The organism is Methanolobus profundi (genome assembly GCF_900114835.1).
In the GTDB taxonomy this organism is placed as follows: domain Archaea; phylum Halobacteriota; class Methanosarcinia; order Methanosarcinales; family Methanosarcinaceae; genus Methanolobus; species Methanolobus profundi.
This window is the reverse complement of sequence record NZ_FOUJ01000001.1, coordinates 674,654-699,953: the sequence shown is the minus strand read 5'-3', so window position 1 is coordinate 699,953 and position 25,300 is coordinate 674,654. Positions and strand designations below refer to the sequence as shown.

The following is a 25,300-nucleotide window of genomic DNA, read 5'->3' as shown; positions in this document are numbered from 1 at the left end:
GATCAAGCAGGAGAGATAAAGGACAATGGACAGGAAAAGGTCTGGTCATATAATATCCAGAGGACTGGAGTATGCCATCACTTTTTTCCTGATCCTTGCAATTAATTTCTTTCTTCCCCGGGTCATGCCCGGAGGACCATTGCTCAGTATCACAGGCAGCCAGGGCTCAGATCTGCCAGTGGTCATTGATGAGGAAATGAAATACAAATTGATGGATTACTATCACCTCAACGATCCGCTTCATATTCAGTTCATACATTACATCTCAGATGCATTCCACTTTGATCTCGGTCATTCCATATTCTACAATGTTCCGGTAGTTGACATTCTGATTGGAAGGCTTCCGTGGACAATACTGCTCATGGGCACTGCTCTTTTGCTTTCAACGACCTTTGGGATCATGACCGGTCTTGAATCTGCCTGGAGACGCGGAGGAAAACTGGACCATGCACTTCTTGTAATAATGCCATTCTTCAGGTCGATACCTGCATTTTTCCTCGGAGCTATTATGATATTTGTATTCGGATACAAAACAGGATGGTTCCCAACTTCAGGAGCAATAACCCCATACATGGATTATGCAGGACCCATTGACCATGCAATGGACATTCTTTCTCATCTTACATTGCCAATGCTCTGCCTTACTGCATTTGAAATGCCGGGTACATACCTGCTTGTGAGGAATGTCTGTGTCCAGCAACTTGGAAAACCATATGTGCTCATGGCAGAGTCCAGAGGACTTAAAGAACGGACAATAAAAAAACATATACTCATCAATTCAATCGTGCCTGTGATCAATCAGATAGCAGCAATGCTTGGTTTTATGGTGGCAGGTGCAGTATTTATCGAAACCGTGTTCTCGTATCCGGGAATGGGAATGCTGGTGTATAATTCATTCATAGAACGTGATTATCCGGTACTTCAGGGAGCTTTCATCTTCATGTCACTGGTAGTGCTGGCATGTAACTATGCAGCTGATATTGCATGTTCCTTTATTGACGGAAGAGCAGGGCAGGAGTGAAAATGCACGAAATAACAGTGGTCCAGAGATTAAAAAGCCCAAAGGGTATTAGCGGACTTGCTATACTCTGTTCTTTTATTTTCATTGCTATTGCAGCACCATTCCTTACATCTTATTCCCCTGATGATATATCGAGCAGGCCTCTGCTAGAGCCGAACAGTGAACATCTGCTGGGCACTGATGATGTTGGAAGGGACATATTCAGTAACCTATTATATGGAGCAAGGACTTCCCTCGCAGTTGCGTTGATCGTATCCTCTGGTGTCTTAATAATAGGAACTCTGGCAGGTGTTTTTTCAGGATATACCGGTGGGAATTTAGACAGGGTCATGATGAGAGGGGTCGATATCTTCCTTATGATCCCTGACCTGCCATTGATCCTTATACTTGCAGCATACCTGAGGCCAAGTCTTTGGAACATTATTTTCATTCTCATTGTAATGGGATGGCCAGTTGGTGCAAGGATCACACGAGCACAGACAAGGACATTAAGGGTCTCAGGTCACGTGGACTTTGCCAGGATCAGTGGTGCAGGAAACTGGTATGTGATCAAAAGACACATAGTTCCAGACCTGTATCCTATCATGATCACAACTATTGTCATGCAATCCATCAGGGCCATACTTTCAGAATCAGGACTTGCTTTTCTGGGCCTTGGAGACCCTTCATATCCAAGCTGGGGAACAATGATAAAATATGCGATCTCATATCCGCTGGTGTTCTTCACGGATGCCTGGATGTGGTGGTTAATGCCTGCCGGGGTTTGTATCACCCTGCTGGTACTTTCTTTTGTACTTGTAGGACAGGCATTGGAAGGTGATAAGTGATGCCATTGCTGGATGTTAAAGAATTATCAGTCAATTTCTCAACAAAGGAAGGAGTACATCATGTTCTCAAGAACGTGGACCTCAACATAAACAAAGGTGAGATCGTAGGACTGATAGGTGAATCCGGATCAGGAAAATCCACACTTGCAATGACAGTCCTCGATATTAATTCCCGGAACAGGGAGATGTCAGGAAATATCAGTTTCATGGAAGAAAGAATTGATAATCTCAAAAAGGAAAGGATGCGCAATATTAGAGGAAAACACATAGGATCTGTACCTCAATCCTCCATGAATGCACTTGACCCGCTTGTGAAAATAAGGTCCCAGTTCTTTGAGACAATTAAAGCTCATACTGATATGTCCCGGCAGGAAATGCTTTCGTTGACTGCAAGATCACTGGAAATGGTAGGGATCGATCCTTTAAGGATGAATTCCTGCCCGTATGAGTTCAGTGGCGGACAGAGACAGAGAATTATGATCGCACTTTCAATGCTCCTCTCTCCTGAGCTAATAATTGCGGACGAACCAACCACTGCATTGGACGCAACGGTACAATTGAAAATTACAACTCTTCTAAAGGACGTGGTACAACAAAAGAACACATCCATGCTTGTAATTTCCCATGATCTCCATACGATCTCAAGGATATGTGACAGGATCTACATCATGTATGCGGGAAGGATCGTTGAAACAGGGACAAGGGATGAGATCCTTAACGATCCTGTTCATCCGTATACTCAAAAACTTCTGGCCTCAAGATTGCCTTTGATGTGTGAACCAGTAAGAGTGAAGGGAATTTCAGGCACTCCTCCTTCAACTTTGAAGAAGTACGAGGTATGTGAGTTCATGGAACGTTGTGACAAAGTCTCAGATATATGCAGGACGGTCAGACCTCCGGAATGTACAGGTAATGTGAAAGTGGCATGTCATATGGAATGCCATCTGGAGTGATGATCATGGACAATTCCTGCCTCATAAAAATAGACAATGTCAGCAAGGTGTTCAAGAGAAAAGGCATGTTCAGGAATGAGCCAGAGGTTAAAGCTCTTGATAATGTTTCGCTTACTGTGAAAAAAGGCGAGGTGCTTGGGATCATCGGTGAAAGCGGCAGTGGCAAGACAACTCTTGGTAAACTGATACTGGGTCTGTTGAAGCCAGGTTCAGGAAATATCTCTTTTGCCGATATCGACAATAGTTCATCACAAAATGGAAAGCCCATTGTTCAGGTAATATTCCAGGACCCCTATGACTCACTGAGCCACATGATGACAGTTGAACAACTTGTGGCAGAACCCTGCATTATTCAGAACAGGAAGAATTTTGACAGGAACAGGATCGTTCTTGCTCTTGAATCTGTTGGACTCACACCTGTTGAGAGCTTCCTTCACAAATACCCACATACCCTTAGCGGAGGGCAGCGTCAGAGAGTTGCAATTGCAAGGGCAATGATCACAGAACCTGACATGATAATTGCCGATGAGCCAATATCCATGCTGGATGCCTCCATTGGAGTTGATATCCTCAACCTGATGCTTGATATGAAGGAAAGAACAGGTATCACGTTCATGTTCATCACACACGATATTGCAGCAGCAGCGTATATATCAGATAATATTGCTGTAATGAAAGAGGGAAAGATAGTTGAATACGGTTCCAGAGAACAGATAATCTCCGATTGTTGTCATGAGTACACAAAGTCACTGCTTTTGTCGGCAAGCACTGGAACATTTAATAATACATCTTTTGATGATAAATAAATAAAATATCCATGTTATTGCTAACATGGATCATACTATATCAGGAACAACTCGGGCATTCATCTATAGTCCATTCCATCCATTGTGCTGAACGTAATTCTTTTGCGGTTTCAACATCAACACCATAGACATTCTGGTAGAATTCAATAAGCCATTCATCAAGCTCCACGTCCTCAAACAGTTCAGGATATGTTCCTGTTGCAATTACCATCACATCTATAGGATACTCAAGCCTTTTTGCGCAATTACATGGTGACCAGGGGAGAGCTACTACCTTTCTATTCTTGATCGCATCCATCTCCTGTAGGCTCTGGTAATAGGGTGCTTCATAAAGTTCAAGTGGTGGATGATATCCTGAAGCTGTGCATAGAACGATAACATCAGGGTTTAATGCCAGCATGTGTTCTGCACTTACTGTTTTGAAATATCCTTCTTCCTGGAAAGCATTGTTTGCATTTACTATATCCTCAATAAAGAAGGATTCAAGAGTATCAAGTCCAAATATCTGTCCGGCTCCACCTTCTCCGCGTGCTTTTGGAGATGCACCGAATATCAGTACTTCAGGCTTTTCTTCTTCCTGTATGGTCTGTGTCCTTTCACTGACAAAACTTACCTGTTCTTCTAGGTAATCGGCAATGATCTGAGTTTCATATTCTTTTCCAAATACCTGTCCAATTATGTTGATCTCATCAGAGATGGTAGCCATATCTGGAGAATCATAACAATTCGGATCATATAGAACAACTATCGGTACACCAAGTGATTCCATTGTTTCGATACTTTTTTGTGTACTCTCATCCTCTATGTATCGCAAGGAACAGCTTCCAATTCTTACGATCACAACATCTGGTTCAAGACTTGCAAGTGTTTCGTAGTTCACTGCAGAACCAGAGGAAACAAAGAGTGGAAGTTCCATGATCCATGGATTAAGATATGTTACCGGGTTCATCCCATTTTCATATTCATATGTTTCGCCACCAACGGTTTCATAAGAATAATTAAAATTACGTTGAAGACAGCTCGAACCGACCCCAACCAGAGTATCCTGGACACCAATGGATGTCATGACACCTTCGACTAGGCCATCACTAACAGTAGCAACGCGTTCAATGTTCACCGGAACCTCAACCGCGACACCACGGCTATCAACAACTGTTCTGTATTGTTCTTCATTTGTAGCATCTTCTGCCACAATACTATTATCGGTCACATTTTCAGTGCACCCAACACTTAGCAGAATGCACAGTAAAAGACCCAATACTGCAATATACTGTAACTTTAATCTCATTTTAAATCCTCTATAAAAAAATATTCTATGGTTATCCAAACCTACTGGAAACACTTCTTGGAAGCACCATTTTGACACCATCGAATGATCTGACGGTACACATATCCTGATAAACATCGTTAAGCACGGATTCGGTGATCACATCATGTGGAGTACCCTGACAGAGGATACCGTCCCTGTTCATAACCACCACCTTATCGCAAAACCAGGATACATGATTAGGGTCGTGGCTACATGCAAGGATGGTTATTCCCTGTTCTTTGACTTTCCTCATTAAGTCCCATATCCGCATCTGGTTACTGAAATCCAGGGCTGATGTAGGTTCATCCAGAAAAATAATTCGTGTTTCCTGTGCGATCGCCCTTGCGATCAGTACCATCTGGCGTTGTCCTCCAGATAGCTGATTATAAGGAATATCTGCAAGATGAGTAATATCAAGTAGTTTCAGTGCATCCCATGCTTTTTCTTTATCATTCTTACTGATGCCAAAAAATCCACCAAGATGCGGGGTCCTTCCCATTAGAACGACTTCTTTCACAAGATAGGGAAAAGGTGGTTTATGTTCCTGTGGAACATAAGCAACGATCTTGGCCATATCTTCGATCTTGCATTCACTAATGTCCACGCCATCCATGACCACAGCACCTTCTTTATACTTCAAGAAATTCATACAGCATTTGAACAGGGTTGTTTTACCGCAACCATTCGGCCCGAAAAGTCCGCATAATTGTCCTTCTTCAACGTTGAAAGACAGGTCATTTAGGACCGGGGTGTTTCCATAATTAAAATGGATATTTTTTACTTTCAACATGTGATCACCCCAATAATGATCTTCCTTTGTTTCGCAGAAGATAACACAAATACGGTGCACCGACTATCGATGTTATGATGCCTACAGGAATCTCTGAAGTAGTCAGTGTTCTTGCCATTGTATCACAGACAATAAGGTAGATACTTCCAAGCATCGCAGCAGATGGAATCACAAACCTGTTGTCAGGTCCCAGTATCATCCTGGCAGCATGTGGCATCATAAGCCCGACCCATGCAATTATGCCAACAGTGGAAACAGCAACTGCAGTTACAAGTGTTGCAATAGTAATTACGACCAATTTTGACCTTTCAGAATTCACTCCCAATGCCTTTGCTTCTTCATCCCCCATAGACAGAATATTGAGTTTCCATGAATATATCCACATTATCAAAAATGAAATGAATACAATCGGAACAGTGACAAAAACATCCTGCCAGGTTGCATAGTAGAACCCTCCCATTAGCCAGAATACGATCTCACGTAATGCTGAATCATTTGCCATGTATTTTAACAGGGATACAAGTGCTGAAAATATGGAACCTATTATAACTCCGCCAAGTATCAGGGTTATTATTGGCGTCTGACCTCGTGTCCTTGCAAGCATATAAGCAGCCAGTACTGCTAAAGAACCAAATATGAATGCTGATATCTGGACCGAACTGAAAACATCGGGGTAAACGATCCCAAGTGCTGCACCAAATGCAGCACCGGATGAAACACCTAGAATATAAGGTTCGACAAGAGGATTACGGAAACAACCCTGAAAAACAGCACCTGAACTTGCAAGTGCAGCTCCCACAGTTATTGAAAGTATTATTCTTGGAAGACGAATATTCCATATTATAGTATTATGCAATTTACTGACACCAGAAACATCTCCATATGGGTTAATATTCGCAAATATGGTAGCATAGACATCTGTAAATGAGATGTCATAGGCTCCCAATAACATGGCAAATGCTGCTGCAAATAATAATATCAGGAAAAAAATGAAAAGAACTCCATATTTTCTGATATCAGAGAACGTTTCAATATTTGCTTCGAATTCGCTCTTTGAAAGAACGCCTTTTCTAAAACCTTCGAACATTTCAATTCCCCTTAAGTTCTGATCTCATGTTCCTGGTTCATCAGGCAGGCATCAGCAGCTATTCTGACTTGCTTAAGAGGCATAACATATGGTATTCCCGCATGCTCATGGACATGTGCTTCAACGCCATACACATTTTCAATATTCTCGCATGTTAGTACTGAAGCCGGATCACCCGCAGACACGATCTTCCCATTTTTCATCATTAGGATCCTGTCTGAATATTTGGAAGCCATATTGAGATCGTGAACGACCATCAAAGCGGTCACGTTCTTGTTATTGACAAGAGAACGTACATTTTCCATCACGTCAAGCTGATGCCAGATATCCAGATTGCTTGTGGGTTCATCAAGAAGAATGACCCCTGTCTCCTGTGCCAGAGCTCTTGCGATCAGGATCTTCTGCTGTTGACCTCCACTCAGTTCGTCAAAATTGCGTAAGGCAAGATCATCAAGACCCATTTCTTCAAGGATCTGCCATACCCTCTCTTTGTCAGTTTCATTACTGAACCATCCGAGATGAGGACGTCTTCCCATCATCACAGTTTCAAAAACAGTTGTAGGAAAGACTCTGTTCGAACTCTGAGGAACATAGGCAACATTTCTTGCCACTTCCATTCGTTTCATTTCCTGAACATTGTTATTATCAACAATGATCATTCCTGACCCGGGTTCCAAGAGTTTGTTAACACACTTGAGCAACGTTGATTTACCTGCTCCATTTGGTCCTACAATACTGACAAAGCTTGATCTGTCAATATCAACTGAGACATTATCAAGTATTTTTGTGCTGCTGTATCCAAAGCAGATCTCATTAATATTCACTGTAACCATATTACCAGAACTCCTTCCGTTTTCTTTTGAGTATTAGGTACATAAAGAACGGTACTCCCAGCAGAGAGGTCATTATACCAGTAGGAATGATCGTTGGTCTTATCACGTTCATACCAGTAACATCAGCAGATATCAGGATCAATGCGCCTAGCAAACCCGAAGCCGGGAAAAGGTATTTGTGATCAGAACCTATTACCATGCGTGCCATATGCGGTGCTACCAGTCCTATAAAAGCGATAGTTCCTGTAAAACAGACAATTGTCGCAATTAAAAGGCTTGAAAGCAGCATACAGAACATTCTGACCTTATTAGCATCAATACCGAGACTTTTTGCATTTTCATCTCCGATCACCATGATGTTCAGATCATTCGCTTTTAAGTACAGCAAGGGAGCACAAAAAAGAAAAACACATAGTAGCAGCAGGAAATTACTCCAGGAAAAAGCAGACAGGTCTCCCATTCCCCAGCTTACCATAAGACGAAGCTGCTCATCCGTTGCAAAATACTGGAACAGATCAGTAAGGGAACTGAAAAGGTAATTTATTGCAATTCCTGCAAGTATAAGGGTTTCTGAAGTAGCTCCTTTGAGACTTGAAAGAGCAATAATGAACAAAGAGCACAGCATAGCAAATAAAAAAGCATTACCTACAAGCATATAAGGACCATTTATTATACCAACTCCCAGAACAGCAGCTACAGCCACTCCAAAACTTGCCCCTGAAGAAATACCAAGTGTAAATGGACTTGCCAGGGGATTTTTTAGAACGGATTGCATTACACATCCACATATTCCCAGACCAAAACCTGCCATGATACCAGCAACGATCCGGGGTAAACGAATATTCCAGACAACTTGCGAAGGAAGACCCGCTGTTACGAACATATCAGGGAAGTATCTGGAAAATAGTATTTTGTAGACCTCAGGAACCGATACTTCAAGAGGACCTATGGTCACGAAGAATGCTCCCAGAAAAATAACAAGAGCGAACATGCAAATTATGAGAATTATTTTTCGTCCCACATAGCGCTGGTAGTTATCCCTTGCATCGGATCGCTGCTCATTAGCAGAGCTACTTAGCTGTTCAGTATTATGTGCGGATATTTTTTCAAATAGCTTTAGCATATTTTCACCTAAAAATAAGAGGGAAGTTCGCATGCAGATCGGTTGCAATTGCTCCCTTCCCTGAAATTATCATATTTTACAGGGCAGTTCAATACACTTCTTTTACAAAGGTCTGATATTCAGCAAGCTCGGTGAACATTCCATCAACTCCCAGTAGTTCCTTATAGATCTCGTTTCCTTCAGCTTCCATGTCAAGGTCACTGAACTCTTCCGGATGCAGTCGTTTTGCCATGTAAAACATATTCAATAAGCTTCGGTCAATTGGTCTGCCCCTGCAGTAAGGATAGAAACAATCATAGACCTGCTCATTTTCTACAGCAGGAATTTCTGACAATTCGGGCGTCTCAGTTACAAAACCAACACCACTTTCCCCATCCCATGTATTCTTTGCAACAAAGATAACTTCCGGCTCCCATACAACAATTTGCTCAGGTGCAACATTTATCTCATCACCCGTGCAGTTCTCTGCAATATTTATCCCGCCAGCAATGGTCAATGATTCATATACCGCTTCAGTTCGGGTAAAATCCCTTCCTTCAACAGCATCATAGAAACCTTTTGTAGCCCCTCTTGGTGCAAAATACACGATCGGTTTTTCACTTTCATCTATCTCAGAGGTAACCGAGCTGATAATCTCAACTTTGGACTTTATGAATGAAACCAATTCATCAGCTCTTTCTTCTTCATCAAATACATTGCCCAGTAACTCTATTTGCTCATAGTTCTCTTCAAATGTGAAACCAGATCCTGTAACCACACATGGACATCCCACTTTTTCTTGGATCAGGTCTCCACGATTATACCATTTAGCGTCTAAAACAACATCCGGCTGAAGTATTGCCATTGTCTCATAATCGATCTCTTTACGGGTATTGGTCTCGGGAAGATCATCAAGCTGACCACTATCGTATGTCTGGAGAGCTTCCCAGGCATCTACAACGATCTTTTCATCATTTGAGTCTCTTGGAAGTACGCATCCGTCACATGTGCACTCATCTGTGGAAACAAGTTTATCAAGATACCCTAGTGCAATCGTGAACCTGGAATTATCCGGATTTGTAGTTATTATTCTTTCTACCGGCCTGTAAAAAGTGACTTCTCTTTCATGACTGTCAGTAACAGTTTTTGGTTTTCCATCCCAGAATGTAAGTATATATGAAGCATCTCCAACCTCATCGAGAGTATAACTGCTGTCTTCAAGCATATAATCACATACTGCATCTGAAACTTCAGTTTCGGTCAATACTCCGTCCCCATCATCACACGGAAGAGTGGAATACATAGCAACAGCATTGTTCATGGAAGAAAATGAGCAAGCAAGTATTATCATTCCGATCAATAAATACCTCATTTTGCTCATTCTTCATCCTCTCCTGAATTGTTCTTCCTTAAAAAGAGAACACATGCAAAAAGTGAAACAGAAGATACAAGTAAACTAAAACCAGGCACACTGGATTCTACATCGGTCGTAGTATCTCCTGAATTATCTTCACCGGAGTTCTGTACGTTCGAAGCTGAATTGGGATCAGTTACTGTGATCCATCTTTCTTTTCCTTCGTTCAATTCCTGTGTCTGATAAAGCAGATCGACCCAGTATCCTTCAAACGTGTTTTCAGTGTCCTCCGAAGGGATCACATAATATGTGACTTCACTACTGTCACTTACTGAAAATGATATTTTTCCGGCATCTCTGTCGATCTTAAATGCTCCAGAATCAGATACCTCCTGATCACTTTCAGGAAAAGTGAAGCCCTGGGGAATAGTTTCCACTATACCTACCATAAAAGGACTTTCTCCTGTGATCTCCAGTGTGATCTCTGCTATTTCTCCCTCTGAAAGATCAGAGGGGAGATGGCGTTCAACATCAATTATCTCAGAACAGGAAGTAAAGCCAACAGTAGCAACTAAAAGAACCAGCAAGCTTATACCAACAACAAATTGCTTTAAGTACATAATAATCCTCTTTCGTATTGGTTTTCCAGGATCTTCACTATTAGGTCGTAAAACAATAGTTACTGGATCCTCCTGCAAAACCAGTCTTATTTTAAGTACTATCTATCTTCTTCAAAAAAGTGCAAATTTCACTAACCTCTGGCACATCCACCTGGAATTTCTCACCAAGCAGTCCGGCCTTGAACACAGAAACAATTACCGGCAAAGTTGCAAGAATGCGATCTTCAGGAACTTTTTCGCAAAGGACCGTTTTAGTTTTTCCTTCTACTCTGTTCAATACATAGTAGAGGTCCTTTCCAGCTGATTCTGCCAGGCTACTTATTTTATCAGATAGACAGATGGATTCATAGGAAGGATCAATGACCATTAACAATGCATCACATCCTTCTTCTACTCCTCTTCCGAAATGTTCAATTCCGGCTTCAGTGTCAACCAGAACAATGTCATTACTTCCAACATCTATGTTCTTGAGCAAATGTTTTGAAAGAACTCCCATTGGACAGGCACACCCTTCTCCAAAATCGTGGATCTTTCCAACAGACATCAATGAAATATTGTCTGTTTTTGAGACATATTCTTCTGGTATATCCGCAATTTCCCATCTTTTATCAAAGAATTTAACCTCTTCACCAGTTGAAAAAGAAGCTTTCATTCTTTCAACGAGGTCCTTTTTCCCGCCGAAATAATTCAGGAGATCCTCTGGTAGTTCCAGTCCCAATTGCCTGTGAAGTCCAAAGTTAGACTCATCATTATCAACCACAAGTACATTGTACCCTTCTTTTGACATTGTCTGAGCCATCAAGGCTGTTAATGTACTTTTTCCACATCCGCCTTTTCCGCATATCAGTATTTTCAAAACATCAGCTCCTTAGTTGTTCTCTTTCTTTTCCCAGCAGATCCTGACACGTGTAGAATCACCTTTTTCAGTGATCTGACCATCTTCCCATGAGAGCTCATCCCTGAGATAGTTGTAAAGAATAGTTTCCTGCTCCTGTGTTTCGATCGTGTATCTTGATCTGAAGAAATCCATAGCATCATCCATGGATCCAAAATTGTTAGTGTATTCCAGTGGAAATACATGCATATCAGGATAAATACCCATATCGTAGAGAACATTGTACAATACATCGCATTTTGGTCCACAGGTGTAACTGGTTCCATACAGATATGGCCAGAGACCTACAGAATGTTCTTCCCATGGCGTTGTTCCTGCAAACCAGTAGAGGTAAACATGTTTGGAAGAAGCCTGTTCCATTTTCTGAATTGCATCTTTTATGTCAGGCATCCCAAGAGAGAATGATGCAATGACAATGTCATAAGGACCATTAAGATCATTTTCTACGTCAATATCTTCCCAGCGTTTGCTGACGCATTCCAGATTGGTTATTCCTTTTTCATCAATATTTTTAAGAAGCAGATATTTCATACCTTCTGCAGGTTCCACGGCGGTTACATGTGCAACTCTTTCTGCTATAGGTATTGAAAGTCTTCCAGGTCCTGCACCAATATCCAATACCCGGGATCTCGGTGTAAGCGGTAGTTCTTCCAGAGTTAATTGTGTTCTCTCTGAGTTTTCCTGGGATCTTTTCCAGAATCTCTCTGCATTGTTCCTCTTATTCCACAGGTTGTCCTCGATCTCTTTGTTTGCTGCCTGCTGGGCGGTCATGAGATCCTTCCATACTTTATTCCAGTCTATTTTTCCGTGTTCCATTCAAAATACCTCCATATAGTGCTCCGGGATCATCTGAATTTAAAATAATCATACCGATGAGTGTTATGAAAGATAAAATTAATCTGTTTTTTTGTTATTTTTATTATTGAAAATAACACAATGAGCCATTGAATATAAATATATGTATTAACAACGTGAACCGCTTAAAAATACTCAGTTACAATATACAAAAGATGGGATCAAAAAAGACAAATGCAAAAATTCAAAATCAATTTGAACTAACTTTTCCCGGGATCAGTACATGAACTAGGGAATACTTCATTTAGTTCATTATAACTATAAACACAAATATGATGTAGAGAACGTGCTCATTTAGGATATAAGCTAAGAACTATAACGAAAATTTAGTATTTTATATAATATAAACAGCATTTTTTATCAAAAGTTAATTCACTGATCGAAAAGTAGTTACATTTGGCACATACTAAATTCAAAGTATGCAGGTGCACTTATATGAGTAAGAATGATACGTTTACAAAAGCAATTGTCAACGAAAAAAGAGTAAAAATACTACAAGCCCTCTCTGCCAAAGATATGCACATAACAGAACTTGCTAGTGAATTGGGAGTTTCAGGTACAAGTATTTCCAAACACATCCGCATCTTAGAAGATGCAGATCTCGTTAAAAGAAATATCTATGGCAAAAGTCATGTGTTCTCATTAACAAAAAGAACTGATAACAACATGAATAATGACAAAGAATTATCATATATGGAATTGCATATTCTTCAAAATCTTTTTCTCATTTAAAAATATGGCATTCCCCACATTAACATATTTTCTGAACTAATAATAGCTGCCTTAGAAAAGCAAAATTCCTGCATTTTCCATGAATTTACTATCGATGAAAAGATAGCTATCCCCCATATTAGTTATTATGCTAACATATATGTGGAAAAATCAACTCTATAAATATACCTTTTTCCAGACGCTACCTAGTAATTCCGGACCAGGGGCGAAGATCCTGGCCAGATGGTTTCACAACTGTTCAGAAAAACAAACCTTGTGAAACGGTGGTCACATGAATGGAAAAACTGATGAAAAAGATAGAGTTGCATCACGAGTATACAAGTCAAATAGAATGGAAAAAGATAGAGAGACCACAAAAGATCTCTTATGGCAAACATCAGGTGGAGAACTTATATTCCGTCATGAGAGATCAATAATAGTAGAATTGCCACCTGGAAGAAAAACCCTTACTACATCCTGGTTAAATGGCGGCTATAGAGAAGATATCCGATATATCTATAATCATCAGGTGATGCACGGATCAGATGTAGATCATGAGGTCTCCTCACTTGAGGGCGGGAGTATTTCAGCATATGCTGCGATAATTGCAGAAGAACTGGGTCTGGAACCTTTAACCTCCACTGGTCTTATGACGGCAGCCAATATGAAAAATGTTGCAATAACAACCCATAGTTTTAGAAACCTCGAAGTAACAGCCGTAATTACAGGAGGGATTGAAGTTAATGGTGGAAGACCGGGTGATCCTGCATCCTATTATCAAGAAAATGGCCAGTTCACCATGATCCCCGGGACCATCAATACTATTTTGATCATCAATGCAAATGTCCCACATTATGCTATGGTAAATGCAGTCACTACAGCAAGTGAAGCTAAAGCAGTTGCAGTACAGGAACTCATGGCCCCAAGCCAGTATTCAAATGGAATAGCCACAGGGTCAGGAACGGATATGATCGCCGTGGTATCTGATAATAGTAGCTCCATATATCTCGATGATGCCGGAAAACATTCCAAACTTGGAGAACTCATCGGTAAATGTGTTACTGAAGCTACAAAAAAAGCTCTTGCACAACAATCTGATCTGACACCTTATTCACAGTGTAATATGCTTGTACGACTTGAAAGATTTGGGATCGATGAGAACAGATACTGGAAAGAAGCTTCCTCTATGACCGGGGAAAATCGAAAAAGTAGATTTATAGATGAGCTTAAAACAATTTCAAAGGACCCTGCACTTGTAAGTATAACGACATCAGTGCTTCACATTGTTGATGAGATATCGTGGGGATTACTGCCTGAAACAGCCGGAAAGAGAGCTGCTTTTTCATTGATCAAGGGTATCCCCGAGATACTGCCGGTTGAAAACTATCCACCATTTAACAAGCTTCTCAATGAAAAAGAATCCATACTTGATAACTGGGTGTACGTAACTGCATGGATCATAAAAAATGGACAGTGTGCTCCAGACAAAAAGTTCAGTGATAATAATTGAAACGATATTTTAGATCATAAGGGAGAACGGTTGAATGAAAAAGCATCATGTTTTTATTTTACTTATACTAGCAACATGCATTCTTTTTTCGGGATGTATCGGAGATAGTAGTCAGGAAGAAAATAGTCTGATAGATGATGATTACAATTCTTCAATGGATTATTTTCCACATAAGATCAACATAGAATATGCACAGGACTTTTCAGTAGAGTATCATAACAACTACAAACTTGTAACCGTGACAGAACAAGATAATGACAATGAATATTCATATGTACTGGTGCAAAAAGGAACTCCTGTACCGGAACATGATCCGGATTCCATCGTTGTCGAAATTCCTGTTGAGAGTGTAGCTGCTCTTTCCACAACCCATCTGCCAGCTCTAGAGATCATAGGTAAAACGGACACGATCAAAGCTGTTAGTTCTTTTGCCTACATTAATTCTATCCCTGTAAGACAGATGATAGAAAACGAAACCATAGATGAGGTAGGAACAGGCAGCTATATGAATACCGAAGCAATGATCAAAATAGAACCAGATGTGATCTTTACCCTTACAACTGGAATTCCGTACGATGATGATCACATTGATAACCTGATCGACCTTGGACTCAAACCTGTTGTTGTCGATGAATATAAAGAAACATCAGCACTCGGTCAGGCAGAATGGATCAAGTTCATATCATTGTTCTTCAATGCAGAAGAAGATGCTAGTGAATACTTTGACCAGGTCGCCAGTGACTATAATGAAATGGTCAAGGTCACAAGGTCCATTGAAGATAGACCCGTGGTCATGAGCGGTATGGCATGGCAAGGTACATGGTATGTGCCTGGTGGGAACAGTCTGATAGCCCAATATATCGATGATGCCGGAGCTGTTTACTTCTGGTCTGATAACAACAATACAGCAACAGTGACCCTTGATTTTGAAGCAGTGTTCGATCAGGGCAAAGAAGCTGATTACTGGATCTCATCAGGAATGTGGAACAACACAGAAGAGCTTGAAGCTGAAGACGTGCTTTATCTTGAATTCGGATCTGTGAATAATGGAAATGTCTATACTAGTTACTATAGGATCAATGAAAATGGAGGGAATGATTATTATGAATCCGGCATTGTGAGACCAGATCTTGTATTAGCAGATTTCGTTAAGATGTTCCATCCGGAACTAGTACCAGACCATGAACTGGTTTACCATAAGAGGATAGAATGAAAAAAACTGAAAAACGAAGCCTGAATAAGCAAATACAATTCAATGGCTTACAGAGGACAACACTTATCCTGTTCACCCTCCTTATCGCATTGTGCTTATTCTTTACACTTGATCTGGTCCTGGGGTCAGTGAATATACCTTTAGAGGAAACTTTTTCAGTATTATTTGGAAATATTCCACTAAATGATCCGTCAAATATCATAATTATGGATCTGCGACTTCCAAGGGCATTAGCAGCAGCTTTTGGAGGAGCAGCTCTTGCTGTTGCAGGTCTTCTGATGCAAACCTTGTTCAGAAATCCTCTTGCAGGACCTTTTATTCTTGGTATCAGTTCGGGTGCAAGTCTCGGAGTGGCAATTGTAATTCTTCTATTCGGAGGGGTGTCTGCAACAACACTCCCACAAATGCTTCGTGCCTTTGGTTTTTTAGGTAGTGCCACAGTTGCTATGGCAGCTTTCATTGGTTCTTCAGCTGTGTTGATGATAGTTCTTTTCGTATCACGGAAAATAGAGAGCAATGTAACTATTCTCATTTTAGGACTGATGTTTGGCTATATTACGAATTCTCTTGTTACTATTCTGATACACTTCAGTGATCCTGAAAAAGTAAAAGCATTCTCAGAGTGGACGTTTGGTACTTTTGATATCAGATGGGCAGAGGTCAGTATTCTTGTTCCTGTAATAATACTTGCTTTGATATTCTCGTTCCTATTGACAAAACCACTTAATGCATTGCTTTTGGGTGAAGAATATGCTACCAGTATGGGCATGAACTTCAACAGAACACGTAGTTACCTTATCGTTATCACAGCACTTCTGGCAGGAGTAGTAACTGCATTCTGTGGTCCAATTACTTTTCTGGGAGTGGCTGTCCCTCATCTTTGCAGAGGTATTTTTGTTACCGCTGATCACAGGATACTGGTTCCCGGATGTACATTACTAGGTGCAAGCCTGGCATTATTTGCAGATATGATAGCACATCTCCCAGGAAGTAGTCTTACTTTGCCATTGAGTTCAGTTACATCCATGCTTGGTGCACCTGTCATTATATGGGTAATATTATACGGAAATAAAATTGGAAGAGGTGTATCTGTATGAAAGAAGTACCTTTGATATCAACCTCAGAACTTTCAATTGGATATAAACACAGGAACAAGGAGCCGACAATAGTGTCCAAAAACCTTAATCTGAGTCTCATGCCAGGGGAACTTGTATGCCTTATAGGTCCAAATGGAGCTGGAAAATCCACATTGATAAGAACACTTATAGGCATGCAATCCTGCATTTCCGGAGATATACATCTTGCAGGTAAATTACTGAATGATTTCAATGCTATAGAAAAAGCGAGGGTACTAAGTGTGGTACTGACATCACAGATATCAGTCTCACATTTTAAAGCATCTGACATTGTAGCATTAGGCCGCTATCCGTATACTGGATGGTCAGGTACTTTATCAGAAAAAGATAAGGAAATGGTATCCTACTCATTGACAGCAGTTGGTGCCAGTGAACTTTCCTCACGTTACGTGTCAGAACTAAGTGATGGAGAAAAACAAAAAGTAATGATCGCACGCGGTCTGGCACAGGACCCGTCCGTACTTGTTCTTGATGAACCGACTGCATTTCTTGATCTGCCACATAAAATAGAAATAATGCGAATTCTGAAATCACTATCAAGACACCCTGGCAGAGCTGTTCTCCTATCGATACATGATCTTGATATTGCAATGCGAACAGCCGATAAGATATGGCTTTTCAATAAACATGGTGATTTTTACTCAGGGGCTCCTGAAGACCTTATTTTGAAAGGTGTTTTTGGATCAGCTTTTGAAATGGGAGGAGTTCATTTTGACAAGAAAAAAGGAACATTCATCATCTCTCCTGAAAAAAAAGGAACTGTCTCTCTCATAGGAGGTAACAATACAGAATTCATCTGGACATCACATGCACTTGAACGTGCGGGATATAACATCTGTACTGATACTAACACTGACATAACTATTGAGATACAGGATCGCAAGGGTGATACTTGCTGGCAGTACATGGACAATACTTGTGAACATGATTTCTTTTCTATTGGAGATATGATCCAGTTCCTGTGCAAAGGTCACAAGAACAGTGTTGATCAACAACGATCATCTGATGAGCTAATGTACCTGGAATTCGGCAAGAGAACTTTCCCGGAGGTACAGAGGACTTGGTGATAGGTTTTCAAATACAGAACTTGAGATATATTCAGGATACTACATCAGGAGGATCGATCTTAAAATGATCCAGATAGCGATCTATGGGAAAGGAGGGATCGGGAAATCCACAATCTCAGCCAATCTTTCGGCTACACTTGGAAACCGGGGAAGGTCTGTACTTCAGATCGGATGTGACCCTAAACATGATTCCACCAGATTACTCCTGAAAGGTGGATCAATAGCTACTGTAATGGAATATATTCATGATACATTCCCGGAACAAAGAAAATTGGAGGACATACTTTTCCGAGGCTATGCAAATGTGGGATGTATAGAGGCAGGAGGACCTGAACCGGGGGTCGGATGTGCAGGCAGAGGGATACTTAGTACATTTGAACTCCTGGATGAGCTGGGGATCGATCAATTAGATTTTGATGTAAAACTCTATGATGTGCTGGGAGATGTTGTATGCGGTGGGTTTGCAGTTCCTATAAGAAAAGAATATGCAAATTCAGTATACATTGTAACATCTGGTGAATACATGGCATTATATGCTGCCAACAATATTCTCAGAGGACTACGTAATTTTGATAGTGACCCACCCCGCGTTGCAGGAATTATCCATAATAGCCGGGGGATGGAAAATGAGTATCACACTGTAAAGGCCTTTGCCGATGCAGTTGGGTTGCCAATTATAGCTTCTATTCCAAGAATGGAACTATTTGCTCAAGCAGAAAAAGAAGGATGCACTGTAATACAGAAATATCCAACATCAACGCCGGCATTTTTGTTTGATGAACTTGCCGATCATGTAGAAAAAGTATCAATGAACAATGCAAGTCTTTTTTCAGCCGACCCTCTTACCAATGAAGAAATGGAAGAGATAGTTCTTGGAAAAGTTAAGGAGAGTGGACAGAACAAAAAATATCCAGGTTTTGATCGGAAAGTATTCAGGCATGAAATACCTGAGGTCAAAAAACGGTCTTTGATGAATAAAAAGAATCACTTTTTCACAAAGAACGTTAAGAATAAGCAGCCACTTCAAGGTTGTTCATTTGCAGGTGCCTTTACTGTTACTTCCCGGATAGCAGATGCATTGACCATAGTCCATGGACCACGAAGTTGTACACATATTGCTTCCCATTTTCTTACTAGCTCATTAATAAATGCCAGCTCAAGATATGGAACCCTTCCATCCGGAATGGAAGGAAAAGCGCTTGTATCTACCGATATGGATGACAGATCATTCATATTTGGAGGAACTGAAGACCTGATAAAGTGTCTTCAAGAAGCCTGTATAAAAGGCTGGCATACAATATTCATATTGACCACCTGTCCTTCGGGACTTATTGGGGATGATATTGCATATTCGGCATCCACCGTCAAGAAAATGTTCCCAGGAACCGATATTGATCCTATACAGGTTGACGGGAATCTTGCAGGTGATTTCTCGCAAGGGATCATTGAAGGGTACAGAGCTCTAAGCAACATGATCGATCCTGCAATTAAAACAGAACAATACCTTGTTAATATAATAGGGGAAAAAACACTTTCTGATAATTTACACTCTAATTTCGCAATAATTGAAGAGCTCCTCAGAAATATAGGCATTGATATAAATTGTCGCTTTCTTTCGAACACTACAGTTCATGATATCAAGAATTTTGGGAAAGCTTCATTGAATATTCTGGCCTACAAAGATGACACGGGCAGGGTCTTAAAGCAAGTTATAAGTTCTAAGACAAAAGCCGAGTTCTTTGAACTTCCGTTCCCTACGGGTTTTAATGAGACAGTTGAGTGGCTGGAGCTAATTGGTGATAGATTTGATATTGGAACGAGAATTAATGAATTAATAGATGATGAAAGAATAGCCTATGAAAAGGAAATAAAAAGTCTGCGTGCGATACTGAAAGGGAAAAAAGTACTGATAAGTTCTTTTTCTACAGACCTTGACTGGATCATCGATACGATAATAGACCTTGGCATGGTTCTTGTAAAAATAGGTATGGCAGGATCACCTTACACCGATCTCAGGAGCAAGCATATCGGGATATTACCGCTCGAGTATGACTACAGTGCTGAAAAAAGGCAACATGACATTGAAGTGCTGGGTCCTGACCTTGTTCTATCGAACTATCCTCCCCAAATATCAACAGATGGAGCACATCATGATCAAATACCATTCTCCCCTGATGCAGGGTTCCATAGTGGAATTAACATGGCCAGAAGATGGAGCAAACTCCTACGTCTTCCAGTTACAGAAGGATGGAAATTAGATGGAGTTGATGTCTCATGACACTTACAGCAGATGCTTTTACAGGTTCACTGCTGGCTGTGGAAGGGATCAGGGATGCAACGGTCGTGCTAAATGGTCCAACAGGCTGTAAATACTATCACTCACATATTTCTGATAAACAATATCCTAAAGCTTCTTCTTTAGATCCGCTCGGGTATACAGAAGAATTTTATTTTGGACAGCCACGTATTCCCTGCACCTACCTTGAAGGACAGGATTACATTGGAGGAGGAACTGAAAAGCTCCAGAGGATCCTTCCTGCCATTGCATCAAAGAATAATGATCTGTTGGTAATCGTTAATTCCCCCGGTGCTTCACTGATAGGAGATGACCTAAAACGTTTCATAGATTCAGCAAGTCTGTCAAAGCGTTGTATAGCTATTGAGGTGGAAACTGTTCTTTGTGCCGGAACAAGTATTGAAGAACTTCGCAGATCAAGCTCAGTTGCATTCAATCTTGTCATCTTTCCAGAGTATGGCCTCAAGATCGCAAAGTGGTATGAAGAGAGATTTGATATTCCATACATTATATCACAGGAAGGCGGACCTGTTGGGTATGATGCAACTGAAATGTGGATTGAGAAAATAGCCTGTTCTATGTCAGTTGATCCGTCAAAAGCAATAGAGATGGTGAAAAAAGAACGAAAAAAGCATTATCATAAGATCTCACGTTTCTATTCCCTTACTGGTCTTCCAAAAGGTGCTACATTTTTAATAAAAGGGGATAGTTCTGTTGTCCTTCCCCTCACAAAATGGTTGTATGAATATCTTGGCATGGAGCCACTGGGTGTGAAAACCCTGCCAGGTATGTGTTCTGGAACAGAAAGACAAATTATTGATCTTCTTGAAAATATCGGATTTGCTGATTCATGGAACAACTTTAGTGATGATATACCAGTGGATGTGGTGCTGGCAGATGGACACACTGTGAAGATGATGAGTGAGAAAAAACTGTGCAGAAGTGGAATAGAGATATCAATGCCATCATCAGGATATTTGAATTTCTTGCCACGAACATATATTGGCATAAATGGCGCACTATTCCTACTGGAGCAAATTTTCAATGGCTTGCGGAGAATGCCGTAAAAATATCCCTGTTATACCTCCTGCTGAGTTCTCAAATTCAGGAGCTATGTTGAACAGAGAATTCTGGTCTTGAATATGGATAAAAAGGCGATGATCAAAGCTTCTGGAAAAATATGCTGCAACATGCCGGATAATTAGAATATTATTAATTAATATCAGGCATTGATCCAACAATTTATCAAATATTGAAGTCTCTTATCAGTTACTTTTGCATCTGTATTTTCAATTGGCACAGCATTCAACCAATAATGTATAGCTCTCTGAAGTTCATTTGTGCTTATATCAACTCCATTTTCAGAGTTGAGGTCGTCCCAGGGATTCCAGTCATCTGCCTCAAATTCCTGCAGGTCTGATGGAGTAATGTCAACTCCATCTTCAAGCTCAGATAAGACCTCATAACTTCTTGGTGGGAATGCTATTGAGTCATGCCAGTTCGACCAAACTATTGGATAAAAATTTGACATGAACAGTTCAGAGCCATTGATATTGCGCTTTAGAACTGAAAACTGATATGGAGGGATCGTCCAGCTACTATTTGGTCCCTAATCATAAAGAACTACTATCTGATGTCCAAATGGTTCCCACTGGACAGTAACTTTTGTAGAAGGAATATTTATACTTTTGAGAAAAAAAGTGTCCATACAGGCAACGTCCCTGCAACAGCCAATGATATGATCATTTTTCTTATAGTAGTCCCAATGCCAATCCAGATTGGAAAGTCCGCTTCCTGATGTTATCTTACCATCGACCTCTATGTATTCTATTTCAGCTGAATAATTATCACCATGATATTCAAGAGAAGATGAAAGCATAATATCGATATCATTAGTTATCATTTCATGATCAGATATTGACAATTTTTCATTATGGAACTTTTCATATAATAAAAATGAACGCATTTCTTTAAGAGTATATACATCAACAAAATACCATTCGAAATCTTCCTGTGTTAACTTATGTTTGTTAAAAGTAATAACCCAATCAGGATAAAGGTAACATGTAGTTCTGATATCACCATATGTTGTACCTTCAGGATATTGATCTATCTCATCAAAAAAATTAATTGTGCTTATGCTATCTGCTCCCCATACAAGGGTTATAAGGGCTTCAAGAGGATAGTCTTCTGTATTCCACGATATAAGAGCATCAGTTTCAATGAAATGATCATCACTTCCACAGTATAGTTTTTGAGGCCACTTTCTACCTCATCTTCACATATAGCTAATACCGACCCATAATCCAATGCTATTGCCATAGCTAGTCTTTCATGAGCGGTTATATCTCTTTCTTCGGTCGCCACAACAATATTTCTAATTGTGTATTGTATTCAGGAACTGTGTATTCAAATGTATCTAATGGAGTTCCATATTCTTCCATTATCAAAAAAGCTCTTTTAACCTCAGCATCTTCACTATTAAGCAGATAGAGTATCCTGTCTTTCCCAATTTTTTCTTTTACACTAGTTCCGTCAACAATATCTGGTAAATTTTCCAGGTCATTCTGCAAAGAAAGAGAATATGATCCATCTGAGGATGAAGATACTGCTTCAATGACATTCATATTCATGACAAAAATAGAGAATACAAGGAGTATTAAGATCGTATAGATCCTTAACCTCTGGAACATAGTAAATTGTTTTGCATACAGTATTAATAAACACATCTGGATCTGCAATAACTGTTACCTTAAAAGAAAACATTATTCGCATAAAGATGTCTTAACAAAAAAGAAGATTTGTTGGCTGGTCCGTATAGTGTGGAAGGTTTGATGAAGTAAAAATAGGGGTTGCCAGCCAACCGGCCAAATAACAAGTTGACATAAAAATATAGGTTGCAATGCGAAATGTCAACTTCATTACCTGGCTCATGTAGCTTAGCATGCAAACTTCATATATAACAAGATGAAAAATGATAATGTATATTGCCTTTTAAACTAACAGTGGTCATTAAATAAAAAATATTTAAAACAGAAATGTTCATGATCCTATCATGTCCATTTGAAGTATAACTAAATTCGAGCATCCATGATCTTATGAACGGATCTACCCAATTTATTTCTTAATATCGATGCTCCTTCTATGTCCGATCTTATCTTTTTTTCATAGTAAAGAGATCTTTACAGTATTTATATGAAGATACTGTTTCTGTGAAAATTGTCCTTGACATCTTTCTTTGCGTAATAATGATAGAAAATATACCTAAACAGACCACATTTTTTATTATCTTTTTAACTAACATATAATTACAAATGATAAGACATATATGTGCCTTTGGGCTCTTAAATAATATGGCACACGAGGATTTTAAGATTCTTAATGCACTTGGAAATGAAACACGACTAAAGATGTTCAAATACATCAATGAACAGGATATGCATATATCAAAAGTGGCACGAGTATTGGAAATATCGATATCTGTTGCTTCAAAACACGCTACAATACTTGAGGATGCAAATCTTATACAAAGGAAGATCTTTGGGAAAACGCATGTTCTTTCTATTAAGAACAAAAAAATATGCAAGATCGATTATGATCCGGAAATTATTATTAGCAGTGATTATCACAAAATATTCGATGCTGTTGAGTCTCTTAAAAAGGTCACATCCATTGATGGAAAATAGAGAACGATGCTGATCGTCCTGTAAATGAATTGATCAAAAATAACTTGCAAGAGCAAAAAGAGTTAAAATGTTCAGAAAATCCTCTATTCTCATCCTTTATGTGATCTTATGCTTTTATTCCATAGCATATGCCAGTGCTGTAGGGGTGGGAGTAAGTCCCGCAAATATGACCTTTGATGCACACGTTGGTATCACAAATGAACAGTCACTTTTTGTAATAAACGATGGCTCAGGCATATCTGATTACAGGGTCTACGTTGATGACCAATTTGTAGAGTGGTTCACCATATCACCCAACAATTTCACACTTGATCCTGGAGAACATAAAGAAGTGATCATAGGGTTAAAGGCACCTATTTCTGCAAATGGTAATTATGATCTGAAAGCTTATGTAATAGCTTCAGCTCCTTCCTCTGATTTTGAGGTTGGAAGTGGCATAAAGATACCAGTTGATATTAAGCTCTCAAATGATGGCCTCTTCTTCGCTTCAGGAGCTTTAGCAATAATACTGATAGGAACCATCGTTACTGGAAGCAGATGGAACAAAAACAGGATACAGAACAGAAAAAATGTAACTACAGATGAAAAAATAATTGCTGATGAATTAGTTACATCATCGATCATCGAAGAAATTCATGGTCGATCGGATAAAAGTCCTGATATGGATGAGATAACTGATGATACAAACGATAAATGAACTGTATACAGGATCATTTCATGATTCGAGCAACCATACAAGTTGATATGGGATCATTTCCAGTTCTGACCAACTACAGTAATACAACTGTGGTCATTAATCATTATTTTTGAGATATATTTTTAGTATCCCGGCATTATTAACCCATAATAGCTCATTCTAAGCTCAGGTGGTTATCTGTGCATTTATTTTACTGGATAATCGCTGATAGATCTCTTTTTTATCAACCAGAAGTTTTTCTATCCATACCATTCCACCACCCTGGTCGATCCGAAAAAAAAGCTCATTCAACAATTCAATTTCCTCATCAATAATACATACTTGGCTAGTCATTTTACATTCCCTTTTATTAATAGGAGATCAACATGTATAAGCTCGTCGAATAAGATAACATATGTTAGCACATACTAGTATATGCATCCATGTATAATTGCAGGTTATTCCTATCAACAGTTAACTGAGACTCTGAATGAACAAATTCAAGTTACAATGTATCTCAAGATCAGAGTGGTCTAGCAGAAAAAGAAGTTAT

General features: G+C 39.8%; 25 protein-coding genes. 13 read left to right on the top strand and 12 right to left on the bottom strand.

What is annotated here, in order from left to right; translation table 11 throughout:
- The first annotated feature begins 25 nt into the window (after positions 1–25).
- The 4 genes from BM008_RS03255 to BM008_RS03240 are packed head-to-tail and all read left to right on the top strand — an operon-like array spanning position 26 to position 3,607.
- Complete coding sequence (locus BM008_RS03255) at positions 26–1,021, top strand: ABC transporter permease (protein ID WP_091933110.1); 996 nt, start codon at positions 26–28, stop codon at positions 1,019–1,021.
- A 2-nt stretch (positions 1,022–1,023) separates the two neighbouring features.
- Complete coding sequence (locus BM008_RS03250; RefSeq protein WP_091933107.1) at positions 1,024–1,848, top strand: ABC transporter permease; 825 nt, start codon at positions 1,024–1,026, stop codon at positions 1,846–1,848.
- Positions 1,848–2,801, top strand: a complete 954-nt coding sequence (locus tag BM008_RS03245; RefSeq protein ID WP_091933104.1) for an ABC transporter ATP-binding protein — start codon at positions 1,848–1,850, stop codon at positions 2,799–2,801. The genes BM008_RS03250 and BM008_RS03245 overlap by 1 nt, the downstream gene beginning before the upstream one ends.
- Positions 2,802–2,806: 5 nt before the next feature.
- Entirely contained in the window at positions 2,807–3,607 is an 801-nt protein-coding gene (locus tag BM008_RS03240; protein WP_091934162.1) for an ABC transporter ATP-binding protein, read from the top strand.
- Between the two features lie 40 nt (positions 3,608–3,647).
- Here the strand turns inward: BM008_RS03240 and BM008_RS03235 are convergent, their stop codons facing one another.
- The 9 genes from BM008_RS03235 to BM008_RS03195 all read right to left on the bottom strand — a co-directional run bounded on the left by BM008_RS03235 (position 3,648) and on the right by BM008_RS03195 (position 12,413).
- Complete coding sequence (locus BM008_RS03235; RefSeq protein ID WP_091933101.1) at positions 3,648–4,895, bottom strand: ABC transporter substrate-binding protein; 1,248 nt, start codon at positions 4,893–4,895, stop codon at positions 3,648–3,650.
- Positions 4,896–4,926: 31 nt separating this feature from the next.
- Entirely contained in the window at positions 4,927–5,706 is a 780-nt protein-coding gene (locus BM008_RS03230; protein WP_091933098.1) for an ABC transporter ATP-binding protein, read from the bottom strand.
- A 4-nt stretch (positions 5,707–5,710) separates the two neighbouring features.
- Positions 5,711–6,793 (bottom strand): FecCD family ABC transporter permease, encoded by a 1,083-nt coding sequence (locus BM008_RS03225; RefSeq protein WP_091933095.1) that lies wholly within the window; start codon positions 6,791–6,793, stop codon positions 5,711–5,713.
- 11 nt (positions 6,794–6,804) lie between these two features.
- Complete coding sequence (locus BM008_RS03220) at positions 6,805–7,626, bottom strand: ABC transporter ATP-binding protein (RefSeq protein WP_091933092.1); 822 nt, start codon at positions 7,624–7,626, stop codon at positions 6,805–6,807.
- A 1-nt stretch (position 7,627) separates the two neighbouring features.
- Positions 7,628–8,749: a FecCD family ABC transporter permease gene (locus tag BM008_RS03215; protein WP_091933090.1), complete on the bottom strand. Its 1,122-nt coding sequence runs from the start codon at positions 8,747–8,749 to the stop codon at positions 7,628–7,630.
- A gap of 88 nt (positions 8,750–8,837) precedes the next feature.
- Entirely contained in the window at positions 8,838–10,109 is a 1,272-nt protein-coding gene (locus tag BM008_RS03210; RefSeq protein WP_091933087.1) for an ABC transporter substrate-binding protein, read from the bottom strand.
- Positions 10,106–10,702 carry a hypothetical protein gene (locus BM008_RS03205; protein WP_091933085.1) on the bottom strand — a complete coding sequence of 199 codons (597 nt, stop codon included), beginning with the start codon at positions 10,700–10,702 and terminating at the stop codon, positions 10,106–10,108. The genes BM008_RS03210 and BM008_RS03205 overlap by 4 nt, the downstream gene beginning before the upstream one ends.
- Before the next feature lie 91 nt (positions 10,703–10,793).
- A complete protein-coding gene (locus BM008_RS03200; protein ID WP_091933082.1) occupies positions 10,794–11,558 on the bottom strand; it encodes an ATP-binding protein in 765 nt (254 codons plus the stop codon).
- A 12-nt stretch (positions 11,559–11,570) separates the two neighbouring features.
- Positions 11,571–12,413, bottom strand: coding sequence for a class I SAM-dependent methyltransferase (locus BM008_RS03195; protein ID WP_091933079.1), 843 nt, complete (start codon positions 12,411–12,413; stop codon positions 11,571–11,573).
- Between the two features lie 474 nt (positions 12,414–12,887).
- Between BM008_RS03195 and BM008_RS03190 the strand changes: the two genes are divergently transcribed.
- The 7 genes from BM008_RS03190 (at position 12,888) to BM008_RS03160 (ending at position 21,452) form a co-directional block, all read left to right on the top strand.
- Complete coding sequence (locus BM008_RS03190) at positions 12,888–13,184, top strand: ArsR/SmtB family transcription factor (RefSeq protein ID WP_091933076.1); 297 nt, start codon at positions 12,888–12,890, stop codon at positions 13,182–13,184.
- A gap of 271 nt (positions 13,185–13,455) precedes the next feature.
- Entirely contained in the window at positions 13,456–14,673 is a 1,218-nt protein-coding gene (locus tag BM008_RS03185) for an adenosylcobinamide amidohydrolase (RefSeq protein WP_245747836.1), read from the top strand.
- Between the two features lie 34 nt (positions 14,674–14,707).
- Positions 14,708–15,886 (top strand): ABC transporter substrate-binding protein, encoded by a 1,179-nt coding sequence (locus BM008_RS03180; RefSeq protein ID WP_091933073.1) that lies wholly within the window; start codon positions 14,708–14,710, stop codon positions 15,884–15,886.
- Entirely contained in the window at positions 15,883–16,983 is a 1,101-nt protein-coding gene (locus BM008_RS03175) for an iron ABC transporter permease (RefSeq protein WP_091933071.1), read from the top strand. Before BM008_RS03180 ends, BM008_RS03175 begins: the two co-directional genes overlap by 4 nt.
- Entirely contained in the window at positions 16,980–18,089 is a 1,110-nt protein-coding gene (locus tag BM008_RS03170; protein ID WP_091933068.1) for an ABC transporter ATP-binding protein, read from the top strand. Before BM008_RS03175 ends, BM008_RS03170 begins: the two co-directional genes overlap by 4 nt.
- Before the next feature lie 64 nt (positions 18,090–18,153).
- The gene (locus BM008_RS03165; protein ID WP_091933065.1) at positions 18,154–20,367 is read left to right on the top strand and encodes a nitrogenase component 1; all 2,214 of its coding nucleotides are present in this window, start codon (positions 18,154–18,156) and stop codon (positions 20,365–20,367) included.
- Positions 20,364–21,452, top strand: coding sequence for a nitrogenase component 1 (locus BM008_RS03160; RefSeq protein ID WP_091933063.1), 1,089 nt, complete (start codon positions 20,364–20,366; stop codon positions 21,450–21,452). The genes BM008_RS03165 and BM008_RS03160 overlap by 4 nt, the downstream gene beginning before the upstream one ends.
- Positions 21,453–21,607: 155 nt before the next feature.
- On the opposite strand, the gene BM008_RS03155 is transcribed toward BM008_RS03160, so the two are convergent.
- From BM008_RS03155 to BM008_RS03145, 3 genes are all read right to left on the bottom strand, one after another.
- A complete protein-coding gene (locus BM008_RS03155; RefSeq protein WP_091933060.1) occupies positions 21,608–21,916 on the bottom strand; it encodes a hypothetical protein in 309 nt (102 codons plus the stop codon).
- Between the two features lie 78 nt (positions 21,917–21,994).
- Positions 21,995–22,288 carry a hypothetical protein gene (locus tag BM008_RS03150; RefSeq protein WP_091933058.1) on the bottom strand — a complete coding sequence of 98 codons (294 nt, stop codon included), beginning with the start codon at positions 22,286–22,288 and terminating at the stop codon, positions 21,995–21,997.
- A 439-nt stretch (positions 22,289–22,727) separates the two neighbouring features.
- On the bottom strand, positions 22,728–23,018 hold the full coding sequence (locus tag BM008_RS03145) for a hypothetical protein (RefSeq protein ID WP_143072259.1): 291 nt from the start codon (positions 23,016–23,018) through the stop codon (positions 22,728–22,730).
- Between the two features lie 720 nt (positions 23,019–23,738).
- Between BM008_RS03145 and BM008_RS03140 the strand changes: the two genes are divergently transcribed.
- Both BM008_RS03140 and BM008_RS03135 read left to right on the top strand, forming a co-directional pair.
- Positions 23,739–24,071: an ArsR/SmtB family transcription factor gene (locus tag BM008_RS03140; protein ID WP_091933053.1), complete on the top strand. Its 333-nt coding sequence runs from the start codon at positions 23,739–23,741 to the stop codon at positions 24,069–24,071.
- Between the two features lie 166 nt (positions 24,072–24,237).
- Positions 24,238–24,768: a hypothetical protein gene (locus tag BM008_RS03135; RefSeq protein ID WP_143072257.1), complete on the top strand. Its 531-nt coding sequence runs from the start codon at positions 24,238–24,240 to the stop codon at positions 24,766–24,768.
- Positions 24,769–25,300 lie beyond the last annotated feature (532 nt).